This is a genomic window from Mesorhizobium sp. M0815, assembly GCF_040319995.1.
Classification (GTDB): Bacteria; Pseudomonadota; Alphaproteobacteria; order Rhizobiales; family Rhizobiaceae; genus Mesorhizobium.
The window spans coordinates 69,411-94,790 of sequence record NZ_JAMYOU010000002.1 but is presented as its reverse complement, the minus strand read 5'-3'; the positions used below and the strand labels follow the sequence as shown (position 1 = coordinate 94,790).

At 63.0% G+C, this 25,380-nt stretch carries 22 protein-coding genes and 1 riboswitch; of the genes, 15 read left to right on the top strand and 7 right to left on the bottom strand.

The window, feature by feature from the left end; all coding sequences use genetic code 11:
* Positions 1–433: 433 nt before the first annotated feature.
* Entirely contained in the window at positions 434–1,099 is a 666-nt protein-coding gene (locus NKI01_RS03065; RefSeq protein ID WP_502896311.1) for a hypothetical protein, read from the bottom strand.
* 874 nt (positions 1,100–1,973) lie between these two features.
* On the opposite strand from NKI01_RS03065, the gene glmM reads away from it, so the two are divergent.
* The 5 genes from glmM to serA all read left to right on the top strand — a co-directional run bounded on the left by glmM (position 1,974) and on the right by serA (position 8,515).
* Positions 1,974–3,326 (top strand): phosphoglucosamine mutase, encoded by a 1,353-nt coding sequence (glmM, locus tag NKI01_RS03060; RefSeq protein WP_352494163.1) that lies wholly within the window; start codon positions 1,974–1,976, stop codon positions 3,324–3,326.
* Positions 3,327–3,552: 226 nt separating this feature from the next.
* Positions 3,553–4,380: an outer membrane protein gene (locus NKI01_RS03055; RefSeq protein WP_352961826.1), complete on the top strand. Its 828-nt coding sequence runs from the start codon at positions 3,553–3,555 to the stop codon at positions 4,378–4,380.
* Positions 4,381–4,614: 234 nt separating this feature from the next.
* Positions 4,615–5,364 carry an outer membrane beta-barrel protein gene (locus tag NKI01_RS03050; RefSeq protein ID WP_352480911.1) on the top strand — a complete coding sequence of 250 codons (750 nt, stop codon included), beginning with the start codon at positions 4,615–4,617 and terminating at the stop codon, positions 5,362–5,364.
* Positions 5,365–5,553: 189 nt separating this feature from the next.
* The gene (locus NKI01_RS03045) at positions 5,554–6,729 is read left to right on the top strand and encodes a phosphoserine transaminase (RefSeq protein ID WP_352480910.1); all 1,176 of its coding nucleotides are present in this window, start codon (positions 5,554–5,556) and stop codon (positions 6,727–6,729) included.
* A gap of 187 nt (positions 6,730–6,916) precedes the next feature.
* Positions 6,917–8,515, top strand: a complete 1,599-nt coding sequence (gene serA / locus NKI01_RS03040; protein WP_352961823.1) for a phosphoglycerate dehydrogenase — start codon at positions 6,917–6,919, stop codon at positions 8,513–8,515.
* Positions 8,516–8,599: 84 nt separating this feature from the next.
* Here serA and NKI01_RS03035 read toward each other — a convergent pair whose 3' ends face one another.
* Positions 8,600–9,502 (bottom strand): DMT family transporter, encoded by a 903-nt coding sequence (locus NKI01_RS03035; RefSeq protein ID WP_352961821.1) that lies wholly within the window; start codon positions 9,500–9,502, stop codon positions 8,600–8,602.
* 216 nt (positions 9,503–9,718) lie between these two features.
* Between NKI01_RS03035 and NKI01_RS03030 the strand changes: the two genes are divergently transcribed.
* Both NKI01_RS03030 and NKI01_RS03025 read left to right on the top strand, forming a co-directional pair.
* Complete coding sequence (locus tag NKI01_RS03030; protein WP_023680654.1) at positions 9,719–11,017, top strand: adenylosuccinate synthase; 1,299 nt, start codon at positions 9,719–9,721, stop codon at positions 11,015–11,017.
* 74 nt (positions 11,018–11,091) lie between these two features.
* Positions 11,092–12,798 carry a hypothetical protein gene (locus NKI01_RS03025; protein WP_352961819.1) on the top strand — a complete coding sequence of 569 codons (1,707 nt, stop codon included), beginning with the start codon at positions 11,092–11,094 and terminating at the stop codon, positions 12,796–12,798.
* Positions 12,799–12,829: 31 nt separating this feature from the next.
* Here NKI01_RS03025 and NKI01_RS03020 read toward each other — a convergent pair whose 3' ends face one another.
* From NKI01_RS03020 to NKI01_RS03005, 4 genes are read right to left on the bottom strand one after another with little or no spacing between them, the layout of a single operon-like run.
* Positions 12,830–13,129, bottom strand: coding sequence for a CcdB family protein (locus NKI01_RS03020; protein ID WP_352480906.1), 300 nt, complete (start codon positions 13,127–13,129; stop codon positions 12,830–12,832).
* Positions 13,129–13,395 (bottom strand): type II toxin-antitoxin system CcdA family antitoxin, encoded by a 267-nt coding sequence (locus NKI01_RS03015; RefSeq protein WP_352850089.1) that lies wholly within the window; start codon positions 13,393–13,395, stop codon positions 13,129–13,131. Before NKI01_RS03015 ends, NKI01_RS03020 begins: the two co-directional genes overlap by 1 nt.
* Before the next feature lie 33 nt (positions 13,396–13,428).
* Positions 13,429–15,249, bottom strand: coding sequence for an ABC-F family ATP-binding cassette domain-containing protein (locus tag NKI01_RS03010; RefSeq protein ID WP_352788741.1), 1,821 nt, complete (start codon positions 15,247–15,249; stop codon positions 13,429–13,431).
* 1 nt (position 15,250) lies between these two features.
* Complete coding sequence (locus tag NKI01_RS03005) at positions 15,251–15,895, bottom strand: thiamine diphosphokinase (protein ID WP_023721026.1); 645 nt, start codon at positions 15,893–15,895, stop codon at positions 15,251–15,253.
* Positions 15,896–16,022: 127 nt separating this feature from the next.
* Positions 16,023–16,137: riboswitch (TPP riboswitch) on the top strand.
* Between the two features lie 43 nt (positions 16,138–16,180).
* On the opposite strand from NKI01_RS03005, the gene thiB reads away from it, so the two are divergent.
* The 5 genes from thiB to NKI01_RS02980 all read left to right on the top strand — a co-directional run bounded on the left by thiB (position 16,181) and on the right by NKI01_RS02980 (position 21,829).
* Entirely contained in the window at positions 16,181–17,194 is a 1,014-nt protein-coding gene (thiB, locus tag NKI01_RS03000; RefSeq protein ID WP_352961817.1) for a thiamine ABC transporter substrate binding subunit, read from the top strand.
* 248 nt (positions 17,195–17,442) lie between these two features.
* Complete coding sequence (thiP, locus tag NKI01_RS02995) at positions 17,443–19,059, top strand: thiamine/thiamine pyrophosphate ABC transporter permease (RefSeq protein WP_352961815.1); 1,617 nt, start codon at positions 17,443–17,445, stop codon at positions 19,057–19,059.
* Positions 19,056–19,847, top strand: coding sequence for a thiamine ABC transporter ATP-binding protein (gene thiQ / locus NKI01_RS02990; protein WP_023721024.1), 792 nt, complete (start codon positions 19,056–19,058; stop codon positions 19,845–19,847). The genes thiP and thiQ overlap by 4 nt, the downstream gene beginning before the upstream one ends.
* A 254-nt stretch (positions 19,848–20,101) precedes the next feature.
* A complete protein-coding gene (locus NKI01_RS02985; RefSeq protein ID WP_023721023.1) occupies positions 20,102–21,571 on the top strand; it encodes a M48 family metalloprotease in 1,470 nt (489 codons plus the stop codon).
* Between the two features lie 72 nt (positions 21,572–21,643).
* Positions 21,644–21,829, top strand: a complete 186-nt coding sequence (locus tag NKI01_RS02980) for a hypothetical protein (RefSeq protein ID WP_352640153.1) — start codon at positions 21,644–21,646, stop codon at positions 21,827–21,829.
* Here NKI01_RS02980 and NKI01_RS02975 read toward each other — a convergent pair.
* On the bottom strand, positions 21,826–22,683 hold the full coding sequence (locus NKI01_RS02975; RefSeq protein WP_031194549.1) for an RNA polymerase factor sigma-32: 858 nt from the start codon (positions 22,681–22,683) through the stop codon (positions 21,826–21,828). The two genes, NKI01_RS02980 and NKI01_RS02975, sit on opposite strands and share 4 nt — an antisense overlap.
* A 328-nt stretch (positions 22,684–23,011) precedes the next feature.
* Here NKI01_RS02975 and NKI01_RS02970 point away from each other — a divergent pair, with 328 nt between their 5' ends.
* The 3 genes from NKI01_RS02970 to NKI01_RS02960 all read left to right on the top strand — a co-directional run bounded on the left by NKI01_RS02970 (position 23,012) and on the right by NKI01_RS02960 (position 25,357).
* Positions 23,012–23,785 (top strand): amino acid ABC transporter substrate-binding protein, encoded by a 774-nt coding sequence (locus NKI01_RS02970; protein WP_023721021.1) that lies wholly within the window; start codon positions 23,012–23,014, stop codon positions 23,783–23,785.
* A gap of 121 nt (positions 23,786–23,906) precedes the next feature.
* A complete protein-coding gene (locus tag NKI01_RS02965; RefSeq protein ID WP_023721020.1) occupies positions 23,907–24,587 on the top strand; it encodes an ABC transporter permease subunit in 681 nt (226 codons plus the stop codon).
* Positions 24,584–25,357, top strand: coding sequence for an amino acid ABC transporter ATP-binding protein (locus tag NKI01_RS02960; RefSeq protein ID WP_352588268.1), 774 nt, complete (start codon positions 24,584–24,586; stop codon positions 25,355–25,357). Before NKI01_RS02965 ends, NKI01_RS02960 begins: the two co-directional genes overlap by 4 nt.
* Positions 25,358–25,380 lie beyond the last annotated feature (23 nt).

Genomic DNA, 25,380 nt, shown 5'->3' with positions numbered 1-25,380 from the left:
GCGAAGGAACGCGGCCTTCTATCGTCCTCGTTGACGACTTCGGGAAGATCGACAAGGCGCGCCGGTGAAGGAAATTCGCAGTTTTTTGCCGACGGCGCCACATTTTGTTCTTGCTTTGTGCCGGCAGCTATGCTACTAATTTGCGTATGGTGCCAATTGGCTCCAACGACCCGCCCGCCGAGGCGGGTTTTTTGTTTCAGGCTCCTTCGACCAAACGTGGCGCGTGCTGCCGACCATCGATGTCGGCGGGACAGCGCCCCTCTCTGTCCTGCCGGGTCCTGCCGGACATCTCCCCCACGAGGGGGGAGATCGCTAGAGCGGCGGCCGACTGCGCGCGGATGCCGCCTCTTCGGAACGCGCGGCAGCATGCAGCAACAAAAAAGCCCGCGAACCTTGCGGCTCGCGGGCTCATGTCGTCGGATGATGGCGCTGGTCAGCTCTTCAGCTTGGCGTTGCAGAGGCTGTAGAAGCCGCCGCCCTTCTGGATCCACCTGAGGCCGCCCAGCGTGTTGGCGTCCTTGTTGGCGTAATACAGGTCGAGGCAGGTGTGCATGCGGCCCTTGGCCGGGGTCTCGGTAGCGTATTTCTTGGAGATCGCCGTCGGGAATTTCACGCCCTGGGGGGCGGTGATGGTCGGCGCTTGCGGATCGCCGGTGTACTTCGCATCGGGAGCCGGCAGGGTGTCGTCGTCGTCGGCTGCGCCGGCGCCGCATTGGCTCTTGCGGAAGTCGTTCCACTTCATGCCGTTCAAAGTATTGCCGGACTTGGCGGCCTGATATTTGGCGCTGCAATCAGCCATGCTGAGGCCTTTGCCGGTATCGGTCGCGGCAGCTGTCGTCGCCTTGGCAGGTGCCGCGGCAGGTTGTGCCGCTGCAGTTGCGCCGGCGGCGCATTCACTCTTGCGGAAATCGTTCCATTTCATGCCGTTGAGCGTGCCGGCAGCCTTGGCGGCCTGGTATTTGGTGCTGCATTCCTTGGCCGTCAGGCCCGGCGCAGCGTCGTCGGCGGTGGCTGCCGCAGCCTTGGTCGTGGCGGCGGGTTGTGCGGCTGCCGTCGCGTCGGCGGCGCACTGGGTCTTGCGGAAATCGTTCCACTTCATGCCGTTCAGCGTGCCGGCGGCTTTTGCCGCCTGGTACTTGGTGCTGCACTCCTTCGCCGTCAGCCCAGGCGCCGCATCGTCGCCGGCGGCTGCCTTGGTGGTGTCGGCGGCCTTGGCCGTGGCTTTGGCTGGGGCGGGATCGGTCGTAGCGGCGGTGGCATCGGTGCCGCATTGGGCCTTGCGGAACTGGTTCCAGTTCTGCCCGCCAAGCGTTCCCGCATCCTTGGCCGCGTTATACTTGGTGCTGCACTCGGCCATGGTCAGCGCATTGGCAGGCGCCGCCAGGAATAAGGTCGCGACGGCAAGGCCCGTCAAAGTGGCAAGTCGATGGATGAGCATGCGTTTTCTCCCTATGGCGGTTCATGATATGTCCCAGTGCAGCAATAGCGCTCAACGGCTGGTTGCGCCAGATGCTAAGTAGCGTAGAGACAATTTAGAAGTGCATTCTTTTCTTTAAGGTGATGAATTCGTTGCCGGGACTGTTTCCCAGCCAAGTTCGTCCGGGTGCATTGCACGGAGAGCGCGCATATGGCTCGTTCCCAGCGAGTACACTGCGTCGCATGACAGCCAGTCAAATCGGCGGGTGCGACGGACCTGAGCCTATCTCTGTCTGAAGCAGCGCGATGCGGATTCGGGTTCAAGGCCACACTGTCACAAACCAAAGGATCCAGATGAGGTTTGAGGTTGACGTTTCTGATGCTGCTGCCGCAACAAGGGCTCGAAACTTGAAAATCAACACATTAGCGTGACGCAAAACACACAAGACAACAATTTTCTAAGGATTGGTCGTCCATAATCATACAATGTGATGACAGAGCTCGGCCGATTTTATGGCATGAGATGCTCGGAAAGAACCATCGGGAAGCTGGCTAGCATGGCAGGACATTATTTCGGTACGGACGGTATTCGTGGGCGCGCCAACAAGTTTCCAATGACGGCGGAGGTCGCCATGAGGGTCGGCATGGCCGCCGGCCTCTCGTTCCAGCGCGGCAGCCACCGCCACCGCGTCGTGCTCGGCAAGGATACCAGGCTTTCCGGCTACATGATCGAGAACGCGATGGTGTCGGGCCTGTGCGCCGCCGGCATGGATGTCTTCCTGCTCGGCCCGATCCCGACGCCAGCGGTTGCAATGCTGGTGCGCTCGCTGCGCGCTGATATAGGGGTGATGATCTCTGCCTCGCACAACCCCTATTACGACAATGGCATCAAGCTGTTCGGCCCCGATGGCTACAAGCTGTCCGATGAGATCGAGGAGCGTATCGAGGGGATGCTCGACAAGGATATCGAACTGGCGCTTGCCGATTCTGATGGGCTCGGCCGCGCCAAACGCGTCGACGGCGTGCATGACCGCTATATTGAATTCGCCAAGCGCACGCTGCCGCGCTCGATGTCGCTGTCGGGCCTGCGCATCGTGGTCGATTGCGCCAATGGCGCCGCCTATAAGGTGGCGCCCGACGCGCTATGGGAACTCGGCGCCGAGGTCGTTGCCATCAATGTCGAGCCCAACGGCTTCAACATCAACAAGGAATGCGGCTCGACCCATCCGGCCGGCCTGCAAAAGAAGGTGCACGAGGTGCGCGCCGATATCGGCATAGCGCTCGACGGCGATGCCGACCGCGTCGTCATTGTCGACGAGAACGGCGCGATCGTCGATGGCGACCAGATCATGGCGCTGATCGCCGAATCCTGGCACCAGAGCGGGCGGCTGGCCGGCGGCGGGGTCGTCTCGACGGTGATGTCCAATCTCGGCCTCGAACGCTTCCTCGGCGACATGAACCTGCAGTTGCATCGCACCAAGGTCGGCGACCGCTATGTCGTCGAGCACATGCGTGCCCATGGGCTCAATGTCGGCGGCGAACAGTCGGGCCACATCGTGCTGTCCGATTTCTCGACCACCGGCGACGGCCTCGTCTCGGCGCTCCAGGTGCTCGCCTGCATCAAGCGGCAGAACCGGCCGGTCAGCGAATTGTCGAAGAAGTTCGAGCCGGTGCCGCAGCTGTTGAAGAACGTGCATATTTCCGGCGGCAAGCCGCTGGAGGAGGCGCCGGTCAAGGCAGCGATCGAAGATGCGCGCCATCGCCTCGGCAAGGCCGGGCGCTTGGTCATCCGGCCATCCGGCACGGAGCCGCTCATCCGTGTCATGGCGGAGGGCGACGACCCGCAGCTTGTCGAGTCCGTGGTCAACGACATCGTCGAGGTCATTTCGGAAACGCGCAGCGCCGCCTGATCTCCCTCCAATATCAGTTCAAAAAGCCCGCCTTGCCGGCGGGCTTTTTGTTGGATCGCCTGTCAGTCCTGCAACAGCAACGGCCGCCAGAATCCTCGGATTTTAGAGATTCGTGGTTAATCGATACGGTTAAACGCCTTTTAACCTTTCCGATTCATTATCCACAACTGAGGTCAATCATATTTCGGGCGCGTTCGCCGTTCGAGGGTTCTCAGGGGTGATAAGCATGTTCAACACAGCAAGAATGGCTCTCCTGGCCGCGCTGTTTGCCGGCGTCGGGCCGGCATTCGCCGTCGATTTCGTCGAGCCGCCGGTGGTCGAGGAGGCGCCGCCACCGATCGCCTACGAGCCGCCGGCCGAGTATGGCGGCTGGTATATCCGCGGCGATATCGACTATCACTGGTCGAAGTTTCGCGGTGGCGACTATATCACCTATGGACCGCCTCCCGGAACCGGCACTTTTGACAGCGGCAAGCTGAAGAGTGCCTTCTCGGCCGGTGCCGGCGTCGGCTATCAAATCGACCGGCACTTCCGCACCGACTTGACCGCGGACTGGATGAGCAAATCCACCTTCCGCGGCTCGACCAGCGGCATCTGCCTCGATGGAGATCCCTGTACTTCCGTCGATACCTCGTCCTATACGGCGCTGCTGCTGCTCGCCAACGCCTATGTCGATATCGGCACATGGCACGGTATCACGCCCTATGTCGGTGCCGGCATCGGCGGTGCCTGGGTTAAGTGGGATACACTCCACAACAGCGATGAAGACGGTGAATTCTTCCACCGCGGCGGCAAGGGCTGGCGTTTTGCCTATGCTGCCATGGTTGGCGCATCCTACTGTTTGACCGATCGCGTCAAGCTCGACGTCGGCTACCGCTACAGCCATATAAACGGTGGGAAGATGTTCGACTTCGGCAGCGGCGTCGGCCCCGGCTATGACGACGGCATCAATGTTCATGAGGTGCGCGGCGGCCTGCGCTATCAGTTCGGCAGATCGGACTGCGTTGAACCGGAACCTTATGTTCCGGAACCCGAGCCCGTCTACACCAAGTAGTCACTTCGAAATCGAGGAATTTTTCGACCGCCCGGCTGATGCCGGGCGGTTTCGTTTGGCTACCTGAAGATGCTGCGACGCTCTGTGACACCGTCCAGCTCGAGGGGTGCAAACGGATTAAATCAATTGCTAACGCCTTATTATCCTTAACCCGCACTTAACCACTATGGTTAACAATGCTCCCTGAAACGGCGCGCGCGATCGCGAATGCGCCAAGTTCGGGAGCCGAGGACAATGACATTCAAATCGCCTGTAGCACTGGCGCTTGCAGCAGTCGTCCTGATGCCGCTGACGCCGGCGCTTGGCGCCGATTACGATCCGCCGGTCTATGTCGACCAGGCGCCGGATTATGTGCCGGTCGAGGTTGGCTCGGGATGGTATCTGCGCGGCGATGTCTCCTATCTGGTGCAGAAGAGCTTCAAGGATGAGGATTTCGCCTTCACGCCCGCGAGCTTCGACGAAAAGGAAGATCCCATCTTCGCCAGCATCGGCTTCGGCTACCATTTCAACGACTACCTGCGCGCCGATCTCAACGTCGGCTATCTTCCCGGCAACAAGATCGACGTCGGCTATAACGACGGATCGACCGTGGCATCGGCGACCCTGAAGAACTATGCCTTCTCAGGCATACTCAATGGCTATGTCGACCTTGGCACCTATGTCGGAATCACACCTTATCTCGGCGCTGGTATCGGTGTCGTCCAGAGCAAGCGTCGCCTCTCGGCGAGCTACTTCACGGACAACGCCAACCCCGCCGACGATTTCGTCCTGCGTGACAACAAGACCCAATACTCCTTCGCCTACACGCTGAATGCCGGCCTTGCCTACCAAGTGTCCAAGAACGTCTCAGTCGATCTGGGCTATCAGTATTTTTCCGCGCCAGACGCCGAATATGTGACTGCGGAGAGCCTGACTTCTTTTCCGATCCGCAAAGGAATCAACAATCATCAAGTCAAAGTCGGACTACGCTACGACCTCTGGTAGGCTCGATCGAAGCCGAGGCGTTAACAATGGCGGGTCGTAGGCCCGCCGTTCGCATTTTTGCCCCGGGCGCTGGCAATATCCTGACAGCGACAAAAACTTTCCCCTTGACGCCGAAAGCCTGAACGCATATCGCCGTTCGTGGGCCACCCCTCCCCAACGAGGGGCCACTATCTGGAAGGATAGACCACGATGACGACGCATACGAAGCCCGGATTCCGTCCGGCAAATCCCAATTTTTCCTCAGGTCCCTGTGCAAAACGCCCCGGCTGGTCGGTCGAGGCGCTCAAAAATGCCGCGCTCGGGCGCTCGCACCGTGCCAAGATCGGCAAGACCAAGCTCGAACAAGCGATCGATCTGACGCGGGAAATCCTCCAGGTTCCGGCAGACTATCGCATCGGCATCGTGCCGGCCTCGGACACCGGCGCGGTCGAAATGGCGCTGTGGTCGCTGCTCGGCGAACGCGGCGTCGACATGGTCGCCTGGGAGAGCTTCGGCTCCGGCTGGGTCACCGATGTGGTCAAGCAGCTGAGGCTTGCCGATGTGCGCAGGTTAGAGGCCGACTACGGGGCACTGCCCGACCTGACCAAAATAGACTTCGACCGCGACGTGGTCTTCACCTGGAACGGCACGACGTCGGGCGTGCGCGTGCCGAACGGCGATTTCATCCCGGCCACCCGCAAGGGCCTGACCATTTGCGACGCCACTTCGGCGGCCTTTGCGCAAAAGCTCGATTTTCAGAAACTCGACGTCGTCACCTTCTCCTGGCAGAAGGTGCTGGGCGGTGAGGGCGCGCATGGCATGCTGATCCTCAGCCCGCGCGCCGTCGAACGCCTGGAAAGCTACAAGCCGGCCTGGCCACTGCCGAAGATCTTCCGCCTCACTTCCGGCGGTAAGCTGATCGAGGGCATCTTCAAGGGCGAGACTATCAACACGCCGTCGATGCTGTGCGTCGAGGACTATCTCGATGCGCTGCATTGGGCGAAGTCGATCGGCGGCCTCGATGCGCTGATCGCCCGTGCCGACGCCAATGCCGCCGTGCTCGATGGCTTTGTCAGGAAATCTTCCTGGCTCGGCCATCTTGCAGCCGACCCGGCGACGCGCTCGAACACATCGGTATGCCTTTCCTTCACCGATCCGGATGTCGCGGCACTCGACGCCGACGGACAGGCCGCGTTCGCCAAGGCAATTGTCTCGGTGCTCGACAAGGAAGGCGTCGCCTATGACATCGGCGCCTATCGCGACGCCCCGCCCGGCCTGCGCATCTGGTGCGGCGCGACGGTCGAGGCCTCCGACCTCGAGGCGCTGCTGCCTTGGCTGGACTGGGCCTTTGCCGCGCAAAAGGCGTCGCTCAAAGCGGCGGCCTGATCCCTCCCCCTCGAGGGGAGGGTGGCCCGAAGGGCCGGGTGGGGTCGCCTCCACCCGCTCAACGGCACGAGCTCAACGATCCACCATCCAGAAAGATTCGGCCGCATCCGGCCGCACCGACCCCACCCCGGCGCTTCGCGCCGACCCTCCCCTCAAGGAGGGACGCCAATCGCAAAGGACCAAGCCAATGCCTCGCGTTCTCGTCTCGGATAAACTTTCCACCACCGCCGTGCAGATCTTCAGGGATCGCGGCATCGACGTCGACTATTTGCCGGATCTCGGCAAGGATAAGGAAAAACTGCTCGAGGTGATCGACCAGTATGATGGGCTGGCCATCCGCTCGGCGACAAAGGTCACGGAGAAGCTGATCAACGCCGCGACCAGGCTGAAGGTCGTGGGCCGCGCCGGCATCGGCGTCGACAATGTCGACATCCCGGCGGCGAGCCGCAAGGGCATCATCGTGATGAACACGCCCTTCGGCAATTCGATCACCACTGCCGAGCATGCGATCGCCATGGTCTTCGCGCTGGCCCGCCAGATACCGGAGGCCAACGCCTCGACCCATGCCGGCAAATGGGAAAAGAACCGCTTCATGGGTGTCGAGATCACCAGCAAGACGCTGGGCATCATCGGCTGCGGCAATATTGGCTCGATCGTCGCTACGCGCGGCGTCGGCCTGAAGATGCATGTCATCGCCTTCGATCCGTTCCTGTCGGACAGCCGCGCCGAGGAGCTCGGCGTCGAAAAGGTCGAACTCGACGAGTTGTTCGCCCGCGCCGACTTCATCACGCTGCACACACCGCTCACCGACAAGACGCGCAACATCATCGATGCCGCGGCGATCGCCAAAATGAAGACCGGTGTGCGCATCATCAATTGCGCGCGTGGCGGGCTGGTCGTCGAGGCCGACCTGATCGCGGCACTGAAAAGCGGCAAGGTGGCAGGCGCCGGCATCGACGTGTTCGAGGTCGAACCGGCGGAGTATAATGAACTGTTCGGCATGGAGAATGTCGTGGCGACGCCGCATCTCGGCGCGTCGACCACCGAAGCGCAGGAGAATGTCGCCCTTCATGTCGCCGAGCAGATGTCCGACTATCTGATCAAGGGCGCCGTTTCCAACGCCATCAACATGCCGTCGATCACCGCCGAAGAGGCGCCGCGGCTGAAACCTTTCGTCAAGCTTGCCGAAGTGCTCGGCGCCTTTGTCGGCCAGGTCACCGAGGATCCAATCAAGGAGGTCGAGATACTGTTCGACGGCTCGACCGCGACGATGAACACGCGCGCGCTGATCAGCGCCACCCTTGCCGGGCTGATCCGGCCGCAGGTCTCCGACGTCAACATGGTGTCGGCGCCGATCATGGTGAAGGAGCGCGGCATCATCGTCGCCGAGGTCAAGCGCGACAAATCCGGCGTGTTCGACGGCTATATCAAGCTCACGGTCAAGACCGAGCATAGGACACGCTCGATCGCCGGCACCTGCTTCTCGGATGGCAAACCGCGCTTCATCCAGATCAAGGGCATCAATCTCGACGCCGAGGTCGGCCAGCACATGCTCTACACGACGAATGCCGATGCGCCTGGGATCATCGGCCTGCTCGGCACGGTCTGCGGCGAGAACGGCGTCAACATCGCCAATTTCCAGCTCGGCCGCAACCGGCCGGGCGGCGATGCCATCGCATTGCTCTATCTCGATGCGCCGTTCCCGGAAAAGGTGTTGGCGCAGGTGCGCTCGCACAAGTCGATCGACTCCGCCAAGCGGCTGCACTTCGACGTCGGCGCGGCCTGAAATTCGGTGGCCCCGTGTGCAGCAGCACACGGGGCGCTTCCACGGTCGTTGATGGACCGCAGTGAAACGTCGCGGCAAGCGACTTCATTCAGCGGCGGATATCGCCGTCTTCCGTCCGCTGTATTCGGCGAGGCCGATGCCGCCGAGCACCAGCGCGAGCGCCATCGCCTGATAGAGCTGGAACGTCTCGCCGACGATCAGCACCGACAGCAGCGTACCGAAGATCGGCACCAGGTTGATGAACAGGCCGGCCCGGTTGGCGCCGATCAGCTCGTTGCCCCTGATATAGAAGATCTGCGATATGACCGAGGCACCGATGGCGGTATAGAACGCGACCGCCCAGCCGCGTGCATCGGGGACGATGACCTTGCCGGCGGCAATCTCCCACAGGAAGAAAGGCAGCGATGTGATGAGTGCGGCAACCGACAGCGCCAGCATCAGGCTCTGCCAGCGGATGACTGGCTTCAGCCGCAACCCCACCGAATAGAACGAGTAGCAAAGCACGGCGACCAGCATGATGGCGTCGCCGAAGTTGAGATCCAGCCTGAGAAGCTGGCGTGGATCGCCATGGCTCGCCGTCACCGCGACGCCGGCGATGGTCAGCACGACGCCGATGATCTGCACGCCGTTGACGCGCAGGCGAAAGAACACGAAATTGGCGATGATGATGACGATCGGGATCGCCGCCTGCTCGATCGAGACGTTGATTGCCGTGGTGTAGTTAAGCGCCGTGTAGAAGATCGTGTTGAAGAAGGCGAAGCCGCAAGCGCCGAGCCCGCCAAGCAGCAACCAGTGCCTGCGCACCACCGACCAGTCTTGGCGCAGCGTTGCCCAGCCGATCGGCAGCAAGATCAGAACCGCCAGCAGCCAACGCAGGAAGACAAGTGTCATCGGCGAGATATGACCGACCGCCAGCTTCCCCGCCACGGAGTTGCCGCCCCACAGCAAGGTGGTGAACAGCAGGAACAGATAGGCGGCTCGATGCATCGTGAAGTCCCGGCCAGGCGGAGAGAAATGCGCGGTCGATGCGGGCCTATTGCGGCAGCTCGCGCAAGTAAATGATGTCAAAGGCGAAAATTGTTGTGCCTCGGAGCGTTTTGGGCGGCAAAGAATGGTCGCGCTCGCCCGGTCTTGACGCTATAGAGGCCTGTCGTTTCGAACCGTTTCAAGCTGCCTGGCGCGGCATCTCAAGGGAAAAGAAGCATGGCCAATGTGGTGGTCGTCGGCTCGCAATGGGGCGATGAGGGCAAAGGCAAGATCGTCGACTGGTTGTCCGAGCGCGCCGACGTTGTCGTGCGCTTCCAGGGCGGCCACAATGCCGGCCATACGCTGGTCGTCGATGGCAAGGTCTACAAGCTGTCGCTGCTGCCGTCCGGCGTGGTGCGGCAAGGCAAGCTGTCGATCATCGGCAATGGCGTCGTCTTCGATCCGCACGCTTTCGTCGCGGAGGTGGCGAAATTGAAGGCGCAGGGCGTCGAGGTGACGCCGGACCGCCTGAAAATAGCCGAAAACACCGCGCTTATCCTGTCGCTGCACCGGGAGCTGGACGGATTTCGCGAGGACGCCGCTTCCAATTCCGGAACGAAGATTGGCACGACCCGTCGCGGCATCGGTCCGGCCTACGAAGACAAGGTGGGCCGACGCGCGGTCAGGGTGATGGATTTGGCGGATTTGGAAACGCTGCCCTTGAAGGTCGACAGGCTGCTGACGCACCACAATGCGCTGCGCCGTGGGCTCGGCCATGCCGAGGTCACGCATGAGGCGATCATGAGCGAGCTGATCTCGGTCGCCGACGAGATTCTGCCCTATATGGACCGGGTCTGGAAAATCCTCGATGACAAGCGCCGCGCCGGCGAGCGCATCCTGTTCGAAGGCGCGCAAGGCACGCTGCTCGACATCGACCATGGCACCTATCCGTTCGTTACCTCCTCCAATACGGTTGCCGGCCAGGCCGCCGCTGGATCCGGCGTCGGCCCGGGCGCCATCGGCTATGTGCTCGGCATCACCAAGGCCTACACGACGCGCGTTGGCGAAGGCCCGTTTCCAACCGAACAGAAGAACGAGATCGGCGAGTTCCTGGGCACGCGCGGCCATGAATTCGGCGTCGTCACCGGCCGCAAGCGCCGCTGCGGCTGGTTCGATGCCGTGCTGGTCCGCCAGGCTGTCGCCGTCAACGGCATCAAGGGCATTGCGCTGACCAAGCTCGATGTGCTCGATGGGCTGGACGAGATCAAGGTCTGCACCGGCTACCGCCTCGACGGCGAGGCGATCGATTACCTGCCGGCCAGCCAGGGCGCGCAGGCGCGCGTCGAACCGGTCTACGAGACGCTGGAGGGGTGGAAAGGCACCACCGCCGGCGCGCGCAGCTGGAACGACCTGCCGGCCCAGGCGGTGAAGTACGTCCGCTACATCGAAGAGCTGATCGGCGCGCCGGTCGCACTCCTTTCCACCAGCCCTGAACGGGACGACACGATACTTGTGACCGATCCGTTTCAAGACTAGTTTCTCAGCCTTTCCGGGCATTGCGGCTGATTTGCGGGGGCCGGCCCAGAAACAAAATGCAGGTCGACTGAAGCATGGTAGATTTTGTTTCTGTTCTGAAAAAGACGCTCGACAATCTCGGCGAGCCGTCGGCGGAGGTGCGCGCCAGGGTCTACGACAAGGCCCGTTCGACGATTGCAAAGAAGATTGCCGAACGCGATCCACCGCTTGCGCCGTCGGACGTCGCCAGGCAGAAGCGTGCACTCGAAGATGCCATCGCAAGCATTGAGCGAGAGTATGGCAAACCGGCGCCGGCATCCGATCCGCTGGCGGAGCTGGAGGACATCTTCTCCTCCATCGACCGCAACAAGAACCAGCCCAGCCATGTCCGCCAGCCGGCCAAAACCGAGCCGGCCAAGACCGAGCCGGCAAAGACCGGGCCGGCACAGACTGGGCCGGCATGGCAGCCCACGCCCGCCAAGCCGGCGTCGAACTGGCAAAAGCCGCAGCCCGTCGCTCTTTCTCAGGAGCGCGCTGGTCCGCCGCCGTCCGACATGGATCTTCCGACAGCCGATGACCAAGACGGGGTTTTTCGGGGCGATGACTTTTCCAACGACGGCGACCCCGCGGAGGACAGGTTCCAGCGGCTCCATCCTGCCGAGCGCAGGCGCAGCTATGGCGGTGTGATTGCCGCTGCCGTCGCCTTGCTGGTCATTGCCGGTGGCGGTTACGGCATGTGGCTGAACAAGGATGCGTTCGGCAGCATGCTCGGCCTCGACGGGACCAAAACCGTCGCCACCGAACCGCTGGTAAAGCCAGCCCCGGCCAAGCCGGTGGCCGATGCGGCCGTCCCGGCCGCCGCGCCTCCGACGGAGGCCGGCGAAGGCGCGAAGTTCACGCAGCGCCTGACGCCCGAAGGCCACCAGGTCGATCCCGGCCCCGCGGCCGGGCAGGCGGGCATCGGCGAAGGCGAATCCGTCGCCGCGCTGACCACGCCGCCGTCGGCCGCACAAACGCCGACCAGCCCGGTACCCGCCGCGCCGGCACCGGCCGCGCCCGCAGACGCGCAAGCCACGGCCAATGCTCCAGCAGTCGACGGGTCCGCTGCACCAACTCCCGCAACGCCGCCCGCCAACGGGGCGGCAGCGCCGGCCGATGCTGCAGCTGTCCCGCCAGCGCCTGCAGCGGCCGCCACACCGCCCGTGGCGGCAGCGGCACCGACGGTAGTTCCGCCGGAAGCCGCGCTGGCCGTCGGCCAGAAAGCGATCTTCTACGAGGAGCGCACCAGCACCGCTCAAGGCTCGGCCGAGCCCGGCAATATCGTCTGGTCACTGGTGCAGGAATCGCCCGGCGGCGACCTGCCGCCCGAGCCGGCGATCCGCGCCGAGGCGACCATTCCAGGCAAGGATATCCAGTTGCGCATGACGATCCGTCGCAACACCGACCAGACACTGCCGGCCAGCCATATCATCGAGATGATCTTCCTGACGCCTGACGGCTTCGAGGGCGGCGGCGTCGACAACATCCTGCGTGTCGCCATGAAGGGCTCCGAGCAGGATGCCGGCAGCCCGCTGATCGGCATCCCGGCCAAGATCGCCGACGGTTTCTTCCTGGTTGCGCTCAACGATACCAAGGCAGATGAAGACGCCAATCTGACCTTGCTCAGGGGCCAGGACTGGATCGACGTGCCGGTCGTCTACAAGACCGGGCGGCGGGCGCTGCTCACGATGGAAAAGGGCATTCCGGGCGAGAAGGTGTTCGACGAGGCGCTGAAGGCCTGGCAAACCAAGACGGCGGGTTGAGGCCGGCTCACCAGCCCAACCCCTCTTTGGCTCAGAAGCCTTGGAACAACATGTCGATTGCGCTCACGATGTCGTCGTGATGGCGAGAAAGATTTCCTTCGGCAATGGGCAATTCAGATGTCATCAAGGCTGACATGAATTGAGTGACCATGACATGGTCCTTACCGTTGATGGTGAAGATAGGATTTAGCCGGCGGCCCGGCACTGGAGCCTTATTGGCTGGCATCAGCGGGACGACTACCTTGGTGTCGAGCCGTCCCAGAAGGTCGGACTGGAGATCGAGAAGATAACCGTCGCCTTCGGCAGTCTGGTAGAAATCATAACGCGCCATCAAAACAGCCGGTGCTTGGCCAGAGGCAAGCCGTTGCGCCTGACATAGTCATTGGAACTCTCGATCGCTTCCTTGTTTTCCTCCTGCCATCGCCGGGTTTTTTCGGCCGAAATCGCCTTGGCGATACCCTCTTCTGCAGCGCGGGATATATTGATGCCCAACGCCTTGGCGTCCTCGATCAATCCGGAGTCGATCGATGTATTAACCGACTTTCTTTGGGTTTTTGGATTCGATCGAGGCATGGAGCCGCTCCCATTTATGCGCATAATGTAGGCGCATATGAGCGTGCATTCAACCTCTCACCCCTCCATCTCTTCGCGCAGCATCTCGAGTTCCAGCCATTCCTCTTCGAGCGCTTCCAGCGTGGCGCGCTCCTTGTCGAGCGCGGCAATCGTCTTCTGGAACGACGCCGGGTCGCGCTCATAATAGGCCGGATCGGCGATGTTGTTCTCCAGCCGCGAGATCGAGGCCGACACCGCCTCGATCTTCTTGGGTAAGGTTTCCAGCGCGAATTTCTGCTTGAACGACAGTTTCTTGGCCAGGCCCCTGCTAGCGGCCGCTTCGCTCCTGCTTGCCGCCGTCGCCTCGCCGGTCTCTGCCTTCGGCCGCGCCTTGCGGTCGTCCAGCCTGGTGCCGCCGCGCTGCGCCAGCATATCGGAATAGCCGCCGGCATATTCGATCCAGCGGCCGTCGCCATCCGGCGCGATGATGCTGGTCACCGTGCGGTCGAGGAAATCGCGATCGTGGCTGACCAGGATCACCGTGCCGGCAAAGCCGGCGACCAGTTCCTGCAGCAGCTCCAGCGTCTCCATGTCGAGATCGTTGGTCGGCTCGTCGAGCACAAGCAGGTTTGCCGGCCGCGCCAAAACGCGGGCGAGGATCAGCCGTGCCCGCTCGCCGCCCGAAAGCTCGCGCACCGGCGTGCGCGCCTGTTCCGGCTTGAACAGGAAGTCCTTCATGTAGGACACGACGTGGCGCTGCTCGCCATTGATGACAAGGTTCTCGCCGCGTCCGTCGGTGAGATACTGCGCCAGTGTCTCCTGCGGATCGACGGCCTCGCGCTTCTGGTCGAGCGTGGCGATCTCCAGGTTGGTGCCGAGCCGCACCGTGCCTGCGTCCGGCTTCAATTCGCCGGTCAGCATCTTCAATAGCGTCGTCTTGCCGGCGCCGTTCGGCCCGACCAGACCGACGCGATCGCCGCGCTGGATGCGTGTCGAGAATCCCTTGACCAGGGTCAGATCGCCAAAGCTCTTCTCGATGTTCTTGGCTTCAATCACCAGCTTGCCGGATTCGGCGGCGTCGCTGGCTGTCATCGTCGCCGCACCCTCGGCGCCACGATGACCGCGAAAGCGCTGGCGCATGGTCTGCAACTCACCGAGCCGGCGCATGTTGCGCTTGCGCCTTGCCGTCACGCCATAGCGCAGCCAGTGCTCCTCGCGCACGATCTGGCGGCCGAGCTTGTGCTGCTCGCGCTCTTCCTCCTCCAACACCGTGTCGCGCCATTCCTCGAAATAGGCAAAGCCCTTATCGAGACGGCGGGTCTGGCCGCGGTCGAGCCAAATTGTGGCGCGTGACACGCGTTCGAGAAAACGGCGGTCATGCGAGATGACGACCAGGGCCGAGGAGGTGCGGGCAAGCTCCTCCTCCAGCCATTCGATAACCGAAAGGTCAAGATGATTGGTCGGTTCATCGAGGAGAAGAATGTCGGGCTCGGGCGCCATGACGCGGGCGAGTGCCGCGCGCCGCGCCTCGCCCCCGGAGAGGTCGTTCGGCCGTTCCTCGCCGGTCAGGCCGAGATGCTCTATCAGATAGGTGGCGCGGTAGGGATCATCGGCGGGCCCGAGCCCCGCCTCGACATAGGCGCGAACGGTCGCAAAACCGTCCATGTCGGGCATTTGCGGCAAATAGCGCACCGTCGCCGAAGGCTGGCGGAAGACTTCGCCGTCCTGCGGTTCGATCAGCCCGGCAGCGATCTTGAGGAGCGTCGACTTGCCAGAGCCGTTGCGCCCGACCAGGGCGATCTTGTCGCCAGCTGACGCCGTCAGGGCGGCACCGTCGAGCAGCGGCGCGCCGCCAAAGGTCAGCTTTATCCCGTCGAGATTGAGAAGCGGCGGCGCCATGTCAGCTTTCAGGTAGGGGAAAAGGATGCGCGAGCAGCAGCGCGCGGCCGCTGGCCAGCGCGATTTCCAGCCGGCCCTTGACCTCGTTGGAAATGGTCAGCGACGAGCCGAAGGCAACCTCGACATGGGCGAGCGGCCATTTGGCGCCGGTGACTGTCAGGCCGGCGAGATCCGAAAAGCCGAGCACCGAAAACAGCGTACCGTCGACATAATCGAAGCCAGTCTTTCCAGGCAGCAAAGGAATGCCTTCCTGTGCGCCGCTGGTCAAAAGCACTTCCGTTCCGCCTTCCGCCAGCCGGACGCTGAGCGCCAAATGCAGGAAGATGTGGTCGGTGCGTTTGCCGCCGAAGGCGCCTGCGAGCACAAGGCTGGTCGCACCGCGTTCGAGCGCGGCGGCGATAGCGAGTTCACCGTCGGTCTTGTCCTTTTCGGCGGGAAACACCTGCCGTGGCACAGCGGCCAGATCCTCCGGCAAATCGGCAGGCACGGAATCGAAATCGCCGACCCAGAGTTCCGGCATCAGGCCCAGCATAAGGGCATGGCCGATACCGGCATCGGCAGCGATGACGCGGGAGCCTTCGACCTGGCGGTCGAGCAGCGGCGTGCGGATGAGATCGCCGCCAAGCAGGATGGTGAATGTGCTCATATCTCGTGGCCCTTACCAGCCCTGCCCCGGAAACGGAAGATGAAACGGCAGATGAAACAGGACGCCGCGCTTTGGATGCCCGGCAAACTTCCGCTTGCGCAGCACTTCGGCCGGGCCTATGTGTCGAAACGCTCTAACGGGGTGCCGGACGCGATCTTCGCGGACCGGCTGAGAGGCAAGACTGCCAACCCGCTGAACCTGATCCGGTTTGTACCGGCGGAGGGATTAGACGTTTCGGACAGCCCGACGCCTCAATTCCTTTCAACGCGAACGAAGGAGGCGCCGATGCGCAGTTTTTTCCACTCTCTTGCCTCGATTATCCTGCTTGCGGCATCCGCGCTTGCCCTACCGGGGCAGGCATCGGCACAGGATAAGCTGACCGTCTATACCTATGAAAGCTTCACCGCCGATTGGGGTCCGGGACCGGCGGTGAAGAAGGCCTTCGAGGCCGAGTGCACCTGCGTCGTCGAATTCGTCTCGGTCGCCGACGGCGTGGCACTGCTCAACCGTGTGAAGCTGGAAGGGGCCGCGACCAAGGCCGATATCGTGCTTGGCCTCGATACCAATTTGACGGCGGACGCCAAGGCAACCGGCCTGTTTTCGCCGCATGGCGCCGTGACGGACGTCAGTGTGCCGGGTGGCTGGAGCGACGATATCTTCGTGCCGTTCGACTATGGCTATTTCGCTATCGTCTACGATAGCGAAAAACTGAAGAGCCCGCCGAAGAGCCTCAGGGAATTGGTCGAGGGCGATGCCGGCGACAAGATCGTCATCCAGGATCCGCGCACCTCGACGCCGGGCCTTGGCCTGCTGTTGTGGGTCAAGTCGGTCTATGGCGACAAGGCTCCGGAAGCCTGGGCCAAACTCAAGGCAAAGGTGCTGACGGTGACGCCGGGCTGGAGCGAGGCCTACGGCCTGTTCACCAAGGGTGAGGCGCCGATGGTGCTGTCCTATACCACTTCGCCAGCCTACCACATGGTTGCCGAAAACACCTCGCGCTACCAGGCGGCGTCCTTCGAGGAAGGCGAATATCTGCAGATCGAGGTCGCTGGGATCACCACCAAGGGCGCGAAGAACCCGCTGGCGGAAAAGTTCATCGCCTTCATGACCGGGCCGAAATTCCAGGATCTCATTCCCGAAACCAACTGGATGTTCCCGGCCGGCAAGACCGACAAGCCGCTCAATCCGGCGTTCGACAAGCTTGTCAAACCGACCAAGACGTTGCTGTTCAGCCCGGAAGAGGTCGCGGCAAATCGTAAGGCTTGGGTCGATGAGTGGCTTGCGGCGATGAGCAAGTAGGATTCCATATGGTGTTCGTTCCCGCCCACCCCCCTCTGGCCTACCGGCCATCTCCCCCGCAAGGGGGGAGATTGAGCTCTCAGCCGCTTTCGCCAATCTCCACTGCGGCAGGAATGAGCGGGGCAACGAAGCTGCCGATCTCCCCCCTTGCGGGGGAGATGGCCGGTAGGCCAGAGGGGGGTGGGCGGGAACACGACCTCAGCCAAGTTCCTCCTCTCAGCACCCATCGTTAAGCTGGGTAGCGCGAAATGCAGGCTCGCCGTCCTGACTCCCGCGTCGCTGCCGGTATCGTCGCGCTCGCCGCCATCGCGCTGCTGATCGGCGGGGCATTCGCCGGGCTCGTCGTCGAAGCCATGCGCGACCTGTCGGGCGCCGCCTCCGCCTTTGATTCTTATCTCCTCCGTGTTGCCCGCTTCACGCTCTGGCAGGCTCTGTTGTCGACCCTGCTCTCCGTCGCACCGGCGCTGTTCGTCGCGCGCGCGCTGTCGCGGCATCCACAGTTTTTCGGGCGAGGCTTTGTCCTGCAGCTTTTCGCCGTGCCGCTGGCGCTGCCGGCCATTGTTGCCGCACTCGGTGTCTTGGCACTCTATGGCCGCGCCGGGTATTTCGCCGGCTTGCTCGGTGCGATTGGCGGCCAGAACTGGCCCGGCATCTATGGCCTATCGGGTATTCTCGTCGCCCACGTCTTTTTCAACCTGCCGCTGGCAACGCGACTGTTCCTGGAAGCGTTGCAGACGGTGCCGGCTAACCAATGGCGGCTGGCGAGCCAGCTTGGCATGGGTGCTGCGCCGGCCTTCCGGCTGATCGAATGGCCGGCGTTGCGTGCGGCCCTGCCGGGCGTTGCCGGGCTCGTTTTCATGCTGTGCATCACCTCCTTCACCATCGTGCTTACGCTCGGCGGCGGGCCGCGCGCGACGACGCTGGAGGTTGCCATATACCAGGCGCTGCGTTTCGACTTCGACCCGGCGCGGGCGGTGACGCTGACCTTGTTGCAGATTGCCCTGACCTTCGTCGTCGTGCTGGCACTAACGCGGCTTGGCGCCAATATGACCGGCGACGCCAATCTGCCGGTAGCCCCGCGCCGGTATTTTTCAGCCGGTGCGGCCGAGACCGTGCTGAACGCACTGGTGATCGGGCTGGCACTGCTGTTTGTCGCCGGACCGATGGCGGCTACGCTGTCGGCCGGGCTTGGCGCCGATCTCGGCCGCCTGGCCGGCGAGAGCGCGGTGCGGCAAGCGACGGCGACCAGTGCCGTGCTCTCCCTCCTATCGGCGCTGCTCTCCTTGGCGTTGTCGCTGTCGCTGGTTATGGCGCGCCGGGCGCTGGCGCTCACCCGGCGGACCGGCAGGCGGACGCTGCTCGAACACCTGGCCGACACCGGTGCGGGGTTCGTCCTGGTGGTGCCGCCCATCGTCATCGGTGCCGGCTGGTTCCTGCTCCTGCGCAGCGTCAGCGATGTCTTTGCGATCGCCCCTGTCATGGTGGTTGTGGTCAATGCGGTGATGGCGATGCCGTTCGCCATCCGCGCCATCCGCCCCGCCTATGACGCGGCGAGCGAACGCCACGAACGGCTCTGTGCACAGCTTGGCATCTCGGGCTGGAACCGGTTGCGTCTGGTCGACTGGCCGTCGCTGCGGCGGCCGCTCGCCACCGGCTTCGCCTTCGCCATGGCGCTGTCGCTCGGTGATCTCGGCGTCATTGCGCTGTTCGGCAGCGATTCCGTGCAGACATTGCCCTATCTGTTGCTGGCGCGCATGGGCAGCTACCGCACCGAGGATGCGGCCGGCCTGGCGCTGCTGCTCGGCCTTGTCTGCCTGGCGCTTGTGCTGACCGCGAACTGGCTGGGAAGGAGGGAGAAATCATGATGCCGATCAGCCCGGAACGGTCGATTTCGGTCGAAAAAGGCGCGGCCGTGCGGCTCGATAATGTCTCGTTCAGCTATGGTGAAACGCCGCTTATATTCGATGTCGATTTCCCGGCGTCGGAAATCACCGCCATCATGGGGCCGAGCGGTTCGGGAAAGTCGACGCTGCTCAATCTGGTGGCCGGTTTCGAAGCGCCGCGGTCAGGCCGCGTGCTCATCGGCGGCGCCGACGTCAGCACTGCGCCGCCATCAGCGCGGCCGGTATCGATGGTGTTCCAGGAAAACAACCTGTTTGCCCATCTGTCCCTCGAGCAGAATGTCGGGCTCGGCCGCTCGCCTTCGCTCATGCTGAGCGAGGCTGACCGCGCCGCAATCGCCGCAGCGCTGAAGCGCGTCGGCCTTGCCGGCAAGGAAAGCCGGCTGCCGCGCGAACTCTCCGGCGGTGAGCGGCAGCGCGTCGCGCTCGCTCGGGTCCTGGTGCGCGACCGGCCGGTGTTGTTGCTCGACGAGCCGTTCGCTTCGCTCGGACCGGCACTGCGCGACGACATGCTCGACCTGGTCGCCGACGTCCATTCGGAGCAGCGCATGACGGTGCTATTCGTCACGCACCAGCCGGACGATGCGCGCCGTATCGGGCAAAACATGGTTTTCCTGGATGGTGGCACGGTTGCCGCGACGGGCACTGCGGCCGATTTTTTCGTCGGGGCTGGACCGGAGGCATTCCGACGCTATATCGGCTCGGGTCCGTTTGCGGCTGGATCACGAGATGTTGCCCGGAAGCGGACATAATTTATGGTCAAACCGGCGGAAGGCGAAGCGGCGCTTGCTTGCCATGGTCGAGGTAGTGTGGCTAGGTCCGCCAGGAGCTGGTCCGGCTTAGACCGTGATTTGCCCTTGCTGCCTCGTATCTGTCGGACGCACGAAGGACGCCGTAGCACTTGATTTTGCGCGTGATGCTTTCCGGAAATCGCGCCCGATTTTCGCGGTCACGTGCCAGGACTTGAAAGGAAGCCGATCTGCCGACCGGCATCGACAATCGGAGGGTGAAACCGCTGGCGCGCTTTCTGGCGCTGGCCGGTCTTGCCGTGGCGCTGGCAAGCTGCCAGATGTTCACGCCTCCCGACGTGCAGGAATCAGGCTTTCAGCCCTCAGACAAGCCGATCACGGTCGACAATGTCGCCGCCAACGGCAAGCTCGCCCAACTGGCGAAGGCGCAGCACCCGCGCATCCTCGCCACCTATGGCGGAGAATATTCCGACCCCAAGCTCGAGCGCATGGTGGCCAAGATCGTCGGCAGACTGACCGTAGTGTCGGCCAACCCGACCCAGACCTACCGCATCACCATCCTCAACTCGCCCAACGTCAATGCCTTCGCGCTGCCGGGCGGCTATCTCTACATCACCCGGGGCCTGCTGGCCTTGGCCAACGATTCAGCCGAGCTTGCCGCCGTCATTGCGCATGAGATGGGCCACGTTACGGCCAATCACGGCCTGCAGCGCCAGCAGCTGGAAGCCGAAGAGGGGTTGGCGACCAAGGTCGTTTCGGATGTGCTCGGCGACAACCCGACGGCCAAGGCGGCGCTGATCCGCGGCAAGCTGAGGCTGGCCCAGTTCTCGCGCAATCAGGAGCTGGAGGCCGACGCCATCGGCATCAAATCGATCGGCGAAGCCGGTTTCGATCCCTACGCCGCCGGCCGCTTCCTGCAATCGATGTCGGCCTATACCGATTTCCGCTCGATCAGCGGCGCCACCGACGCCAGCCTCGACTTCCTGGCGACGCACCCCAACACGCCGCAACGTATCGACCTCGCGCAGCGCCACGCCCGCCAATTCGGCGCGCCCGGTGTCGGATCACGCGACCGCGATTCATTCCTTTCCGGCGTAGACGGGCTGCTTTACGGCGATACACCGGAGGAAGGCTATGTGCGCGGCGAAACTTTCCTGCATCCTGGCCTCGGCGTGTCGTTCTCGGTGCCCAATGGCTTCATCATCGACAATTCGGCAGCGGCGGTGACGGCGACAGGCCCGGGCGACATCGCCATCCGCTTCGACGGCGTTTCGATCGACAAGGGCCGCTCGTTGACCGACTACATCCGCAGCGGCTGGGTTGCCGGCCTCGACGACAGCAGCGTGCGCCAGGAGACGATCAACGGCAACGAAGCGGCAACCGCGCATGCTGGCGCCGATGGCTGGCAATTCGATATTGCGGTGATCCGCGCCGGCGGCCAGGTCTACCGCTTGCTGACCGCGGCGCCTTCGGCCAGCACCTCGCTGAGCACGGTGGCGCGCTCGGTCAGCGGCTCGTTCCGCATCCTGAGTGCTGCCGAGAAGGCGGCGTTGAAGCCGCTGCGTATCCGCATCGTCACGGTGCAGCCCGGCCAGACAATGGGCTCCCTGGCCGCACAGATGGTCGGCGTCGACCGCAAGCTGGATTTGTTCAGGGTGCTCAACGCGCTGTCGCCGGGCGCCGCCGTTTCGGCCGGCGACAAGGTCAAGATCGTCACCGACAAGTAATCGCGACGCTGCTTGTGTAAGGGCCAGAGCCTGAATACCGTGGCAAGCTGCGCGCCATGCAACGAGGCGGTTTTGTACACTTTCTTCAATTTCATGATGAAAACGCTGGTCGCTAAAGCGGAGCGCAGCAGGTTTCCAAGGTTCTTTGTGGTGGTCTGCTGCCTGCTTTCGATTTCACTGGCGGTAGGCCTGACATATGTCAAACAGCATCAACCGGGCAGCGGGCAAGAAATAATCAGCCAGGACGTGGCACGTTAGGCTGCGAGAAATTCCGGGTTCTGCTTCACCAAAGCTGCCTTGAGCTTTTCCATGGCGCGCGCCTCGATCTGCCGGACACGTTCCTTGGAGATGCCGAGCGTCTCGCCGAGCGCTTCGAGCGTCGCGCCCTCGTCGCTCAGCCGGCGCTCCTCGATAATCCTGAGTTCTCGCGCATTGAGCGCGCCGAGCGCCGTCTTCAGCCAGACAGAGCGGCGTTCGACATCGATCGTGTCGCCGACGACCTCGTCGGGCAGCGGGTCATCCGAAACCAGGAACTCCATCCGCTCGGTTGCGCCCGCATCGTCGGCAAGCGGCGTGTTGAGCGAGCTGTCGGGTGCCGAAAGGCGGGAATCCATCATCGCCACATCGGCCTCGGAAACGCCGAGAGCCGCCGACACTTCGCGGTAAAGCGTGGCATTCGACGTCTGCTCGGCGCCGTTTGCCAGGCGGGCGCGCAGGCGCCGCAGGTTGAAGAACAGCGCCTTTTGCGCGGAGCTGGTGCCGCCGCGCACGATCGACCAGTTGCGCAGGATATAATCCTGCATCGAGGCGCGGATCCACCATGTCGCATAGGTCGAGAACCGCACCTCGCGCTCGGGCTCGAAACGGGCCGCGGCCTCCAGCAGCCCGACATGGCCTTCCTGGATCAGGTCGCCCAGGGGAAGGCCGTAGTGGCGGAACCGCGACGCCATGGAAATAACCAGCCGCATATGGGCGACGGTGATGCGGTGCAGCGCGTGCTGGTCATTGTTCTCCTTCCAGCGCAGCGCCAGGAGATGCTCTTCGTCGCGCTCCAGGTAAGGGGCTTTCATCGCCGCGCGAACCATGGTCCGTCCTGCACTGTCTTGCATCATGCCGCGCTCCTGCTTCAGGCGTTGCGGTGCGATCGCTGAATCGTGAGTTGGCGCCGATGGTTGAAATGGCGGCGCCGCGCCCTACAACAGCCAAGAACGTGCGATGCGGGGGAATGTTCCCCCGGACTGTCATGCCGATTGCGCTGTTCCAGGCGATTCGCCATCGGCCTTGACTCAGCCGGGTGCCGCCGGGAGGTGTTGGTTGAGAATGGGATTTCAAGGGCGCGAGATTTTTGAAATTTAGTTTCTTATTTTGGCATCGCGCATCTGTCATTTTCCGGCACTCGCAACGACGCCGGACATCGGCCAAGGACGGGATCACAGAAAAATGAAATGGCTCAAATCGCTCATTATCGCCGGAACGCTGCAGGTTCTGGCAATCGCCGCCGGTCATGCCGGCGCCAATCTCGACCAGATCAAGCAGTCCGGCGTCTTCAAGGTCGGCACGGAAGGAACCTATGCGCCCTTCACCTATCATGATGCTTCCGGCGCGCTGGTCGGCTTCGACGTCGAGATCGCCCGGGCCATCGCCGAGCGCCTCGGCGTCAAAGCCCAGTTCCTCGAAGGCAAATGGGACGGGCTGATCGCCGGTCTCGACGCCAACCGCTACGATGCCGTCATCAACGAGGTCGGCATCACCGAGGCGCGCAAGGCCAAATATGATTTCTCCGATCCTTACATCGCCTCCAAGGCGGTGCTGATCGTGCGCGGCGACAACACCGACATCAAGGGTTTCGCCGATCTCAAGGGCAAGAAGGCGGCGCAGTCGCTGACCTCGAATTTCGGCAAGCTGGCTGAAACCAATGGCGCCGAGCTCGTCGGCACCGACGGCTTCGACCAGTCGATCCAGCTTCTTCTCACCGGCCGCGCCGACGCCACCATCAACGACAGCCTGTCCTTCCTCGACTTCAAGAAGCACAAGCCCGACGCCAATGTGAAGATTGCCGCGCAGGAAGAAAACGCCGACTATTCCGGCGTCATCGTGCGCAAGGGCGATCCGGAACTGGTGGCCGCCATCAATAAGGCGCTGGCCGACATCAAGGCCGACGGTACCTACCAGAAAATCGCCGATACCTATTTCGGCCAGGACGTTTCGAAGTAAACGGCTTTTCTCGCGTGGGCCGAATGCCGGCCCGCGTCGTTCATGTCGCGGCGAGCTGTCTTTGACGGCCCGCCGCTTTCGCGTGATATGAGCGACGGCAATCTGGCAAGGAGGAGGCTTCGTGCCGCACTGGCTGCAATTGATGCTGGAATCCCTGCCTACGCTGCTGTGGGCTGCACTGATCTTCACCGTGCCGTTGACGCTGCTGTCGTTTGCATTCGGTCTTGTCCTCGGTCTGGTCGTGGCGCTTGTCCGGCTGTTCGGTCCCAAACCGCTGGTCGCCGTGGTCCGGTTCTACGTCTGGATCTTCCGCGGCACGCCGCTTCTCGTGCAACTGTTCCTTATCTTCTACGGCCTGCCATCGGTCGGCATCCTGCTCGACGCCTTTCCGGCAGCACTGATCGGCTTTACCTTGAACATCGGCGCATATTCGTCGGAAATCATCCGCGCCGTCATTGGTTCGGTGCCGAAGGGCCAGTGGGAAGCGGCCTATTCCATCGGCATGACCTGGGCCCAGGCAATGCGGCGCACCATTCTTCCACAGGCGGGGCGCGTCGCCGTGCCGCCGCTGTCCAACACCTTCATCTCGCTGGTCAAGGATACATCGCTCGCCGCCGCCATTACCGTGCCCGAGATGTTCCAGGCGGCGCAGCGCATTGTCGCCACCACCTATGAGCCGCTGATCCTCTATGTCGAGGCAGCGGCTCTGTACCTGGTCATGAGCTCCGTGCTGTCGGCCTTGCAGGCCCGATTGGAAACGCGGCTTAACCGCTATGGTGGCTTCCTGGAGGCGCGTGCATGATCGGCCTCACCAACATCGAAAAGCGTTTCGGCGACAATTTGGTGCTGAAGGGTGTGACCGTCACTATCGAGGAAGGCAGTGTCACCGCGCTTGTCGGGCCATCGGGCGGCGGGAAAAGTACGCTTTTGCGCTGCATCAACCTGCTCGAACTGCCGACTTCAGGCACGGTGCGGATCGGCGACGATGCACTCGAATTCCACCCCGGCGGCAGGGTCTCGACCAGGGATATCCAGCGGCTGCGGCTGCAGACCGGCATGGTGTTCCAGAATTTCCAGCTGTTTCCGCATCGCACCGCGATCGAGAACATCATGGAGGGGCTGGTGACGGTGCTTAAATGGCCCAAGGAAAGGGCGCGCGAACGGGCGCTCGCCCTGCTCGAAAAGGTCGGCATGGCGCACAAGGCCGACGCCTGGCCGGCGACGCTGTCAGGCGGCCAGCAGCAGCGCGTGGCGATTGCCCGGGCGCTGGCGCCGTCGCCGAAAGTGCTGCTCTGCGACGAACCGACCTCGGCACTCGATCCGGAACTGGCGCAAGAGGTGGTCGACGTGCTCGGCAAGCTCGCCAGCGAGGGCACGACCATGGTGATGGCGACGCATGATCTGAGGCTCGCCTCCAAGATCGCGCGGGAAGTGGTGTTCCTCGATGCCGGCAACATCGTCGAACAAGGGCCGGCCGCGGTGCTGTTCAGCAACCCGGAGCGCCAGCGGACCAAGCGGTTCATCGCCACGCTGAAGCAGGAGGCGGAAAGGGAGGGCGGTGTCGAAGGTTAGATATGCATTCGCCGATCCCAAAA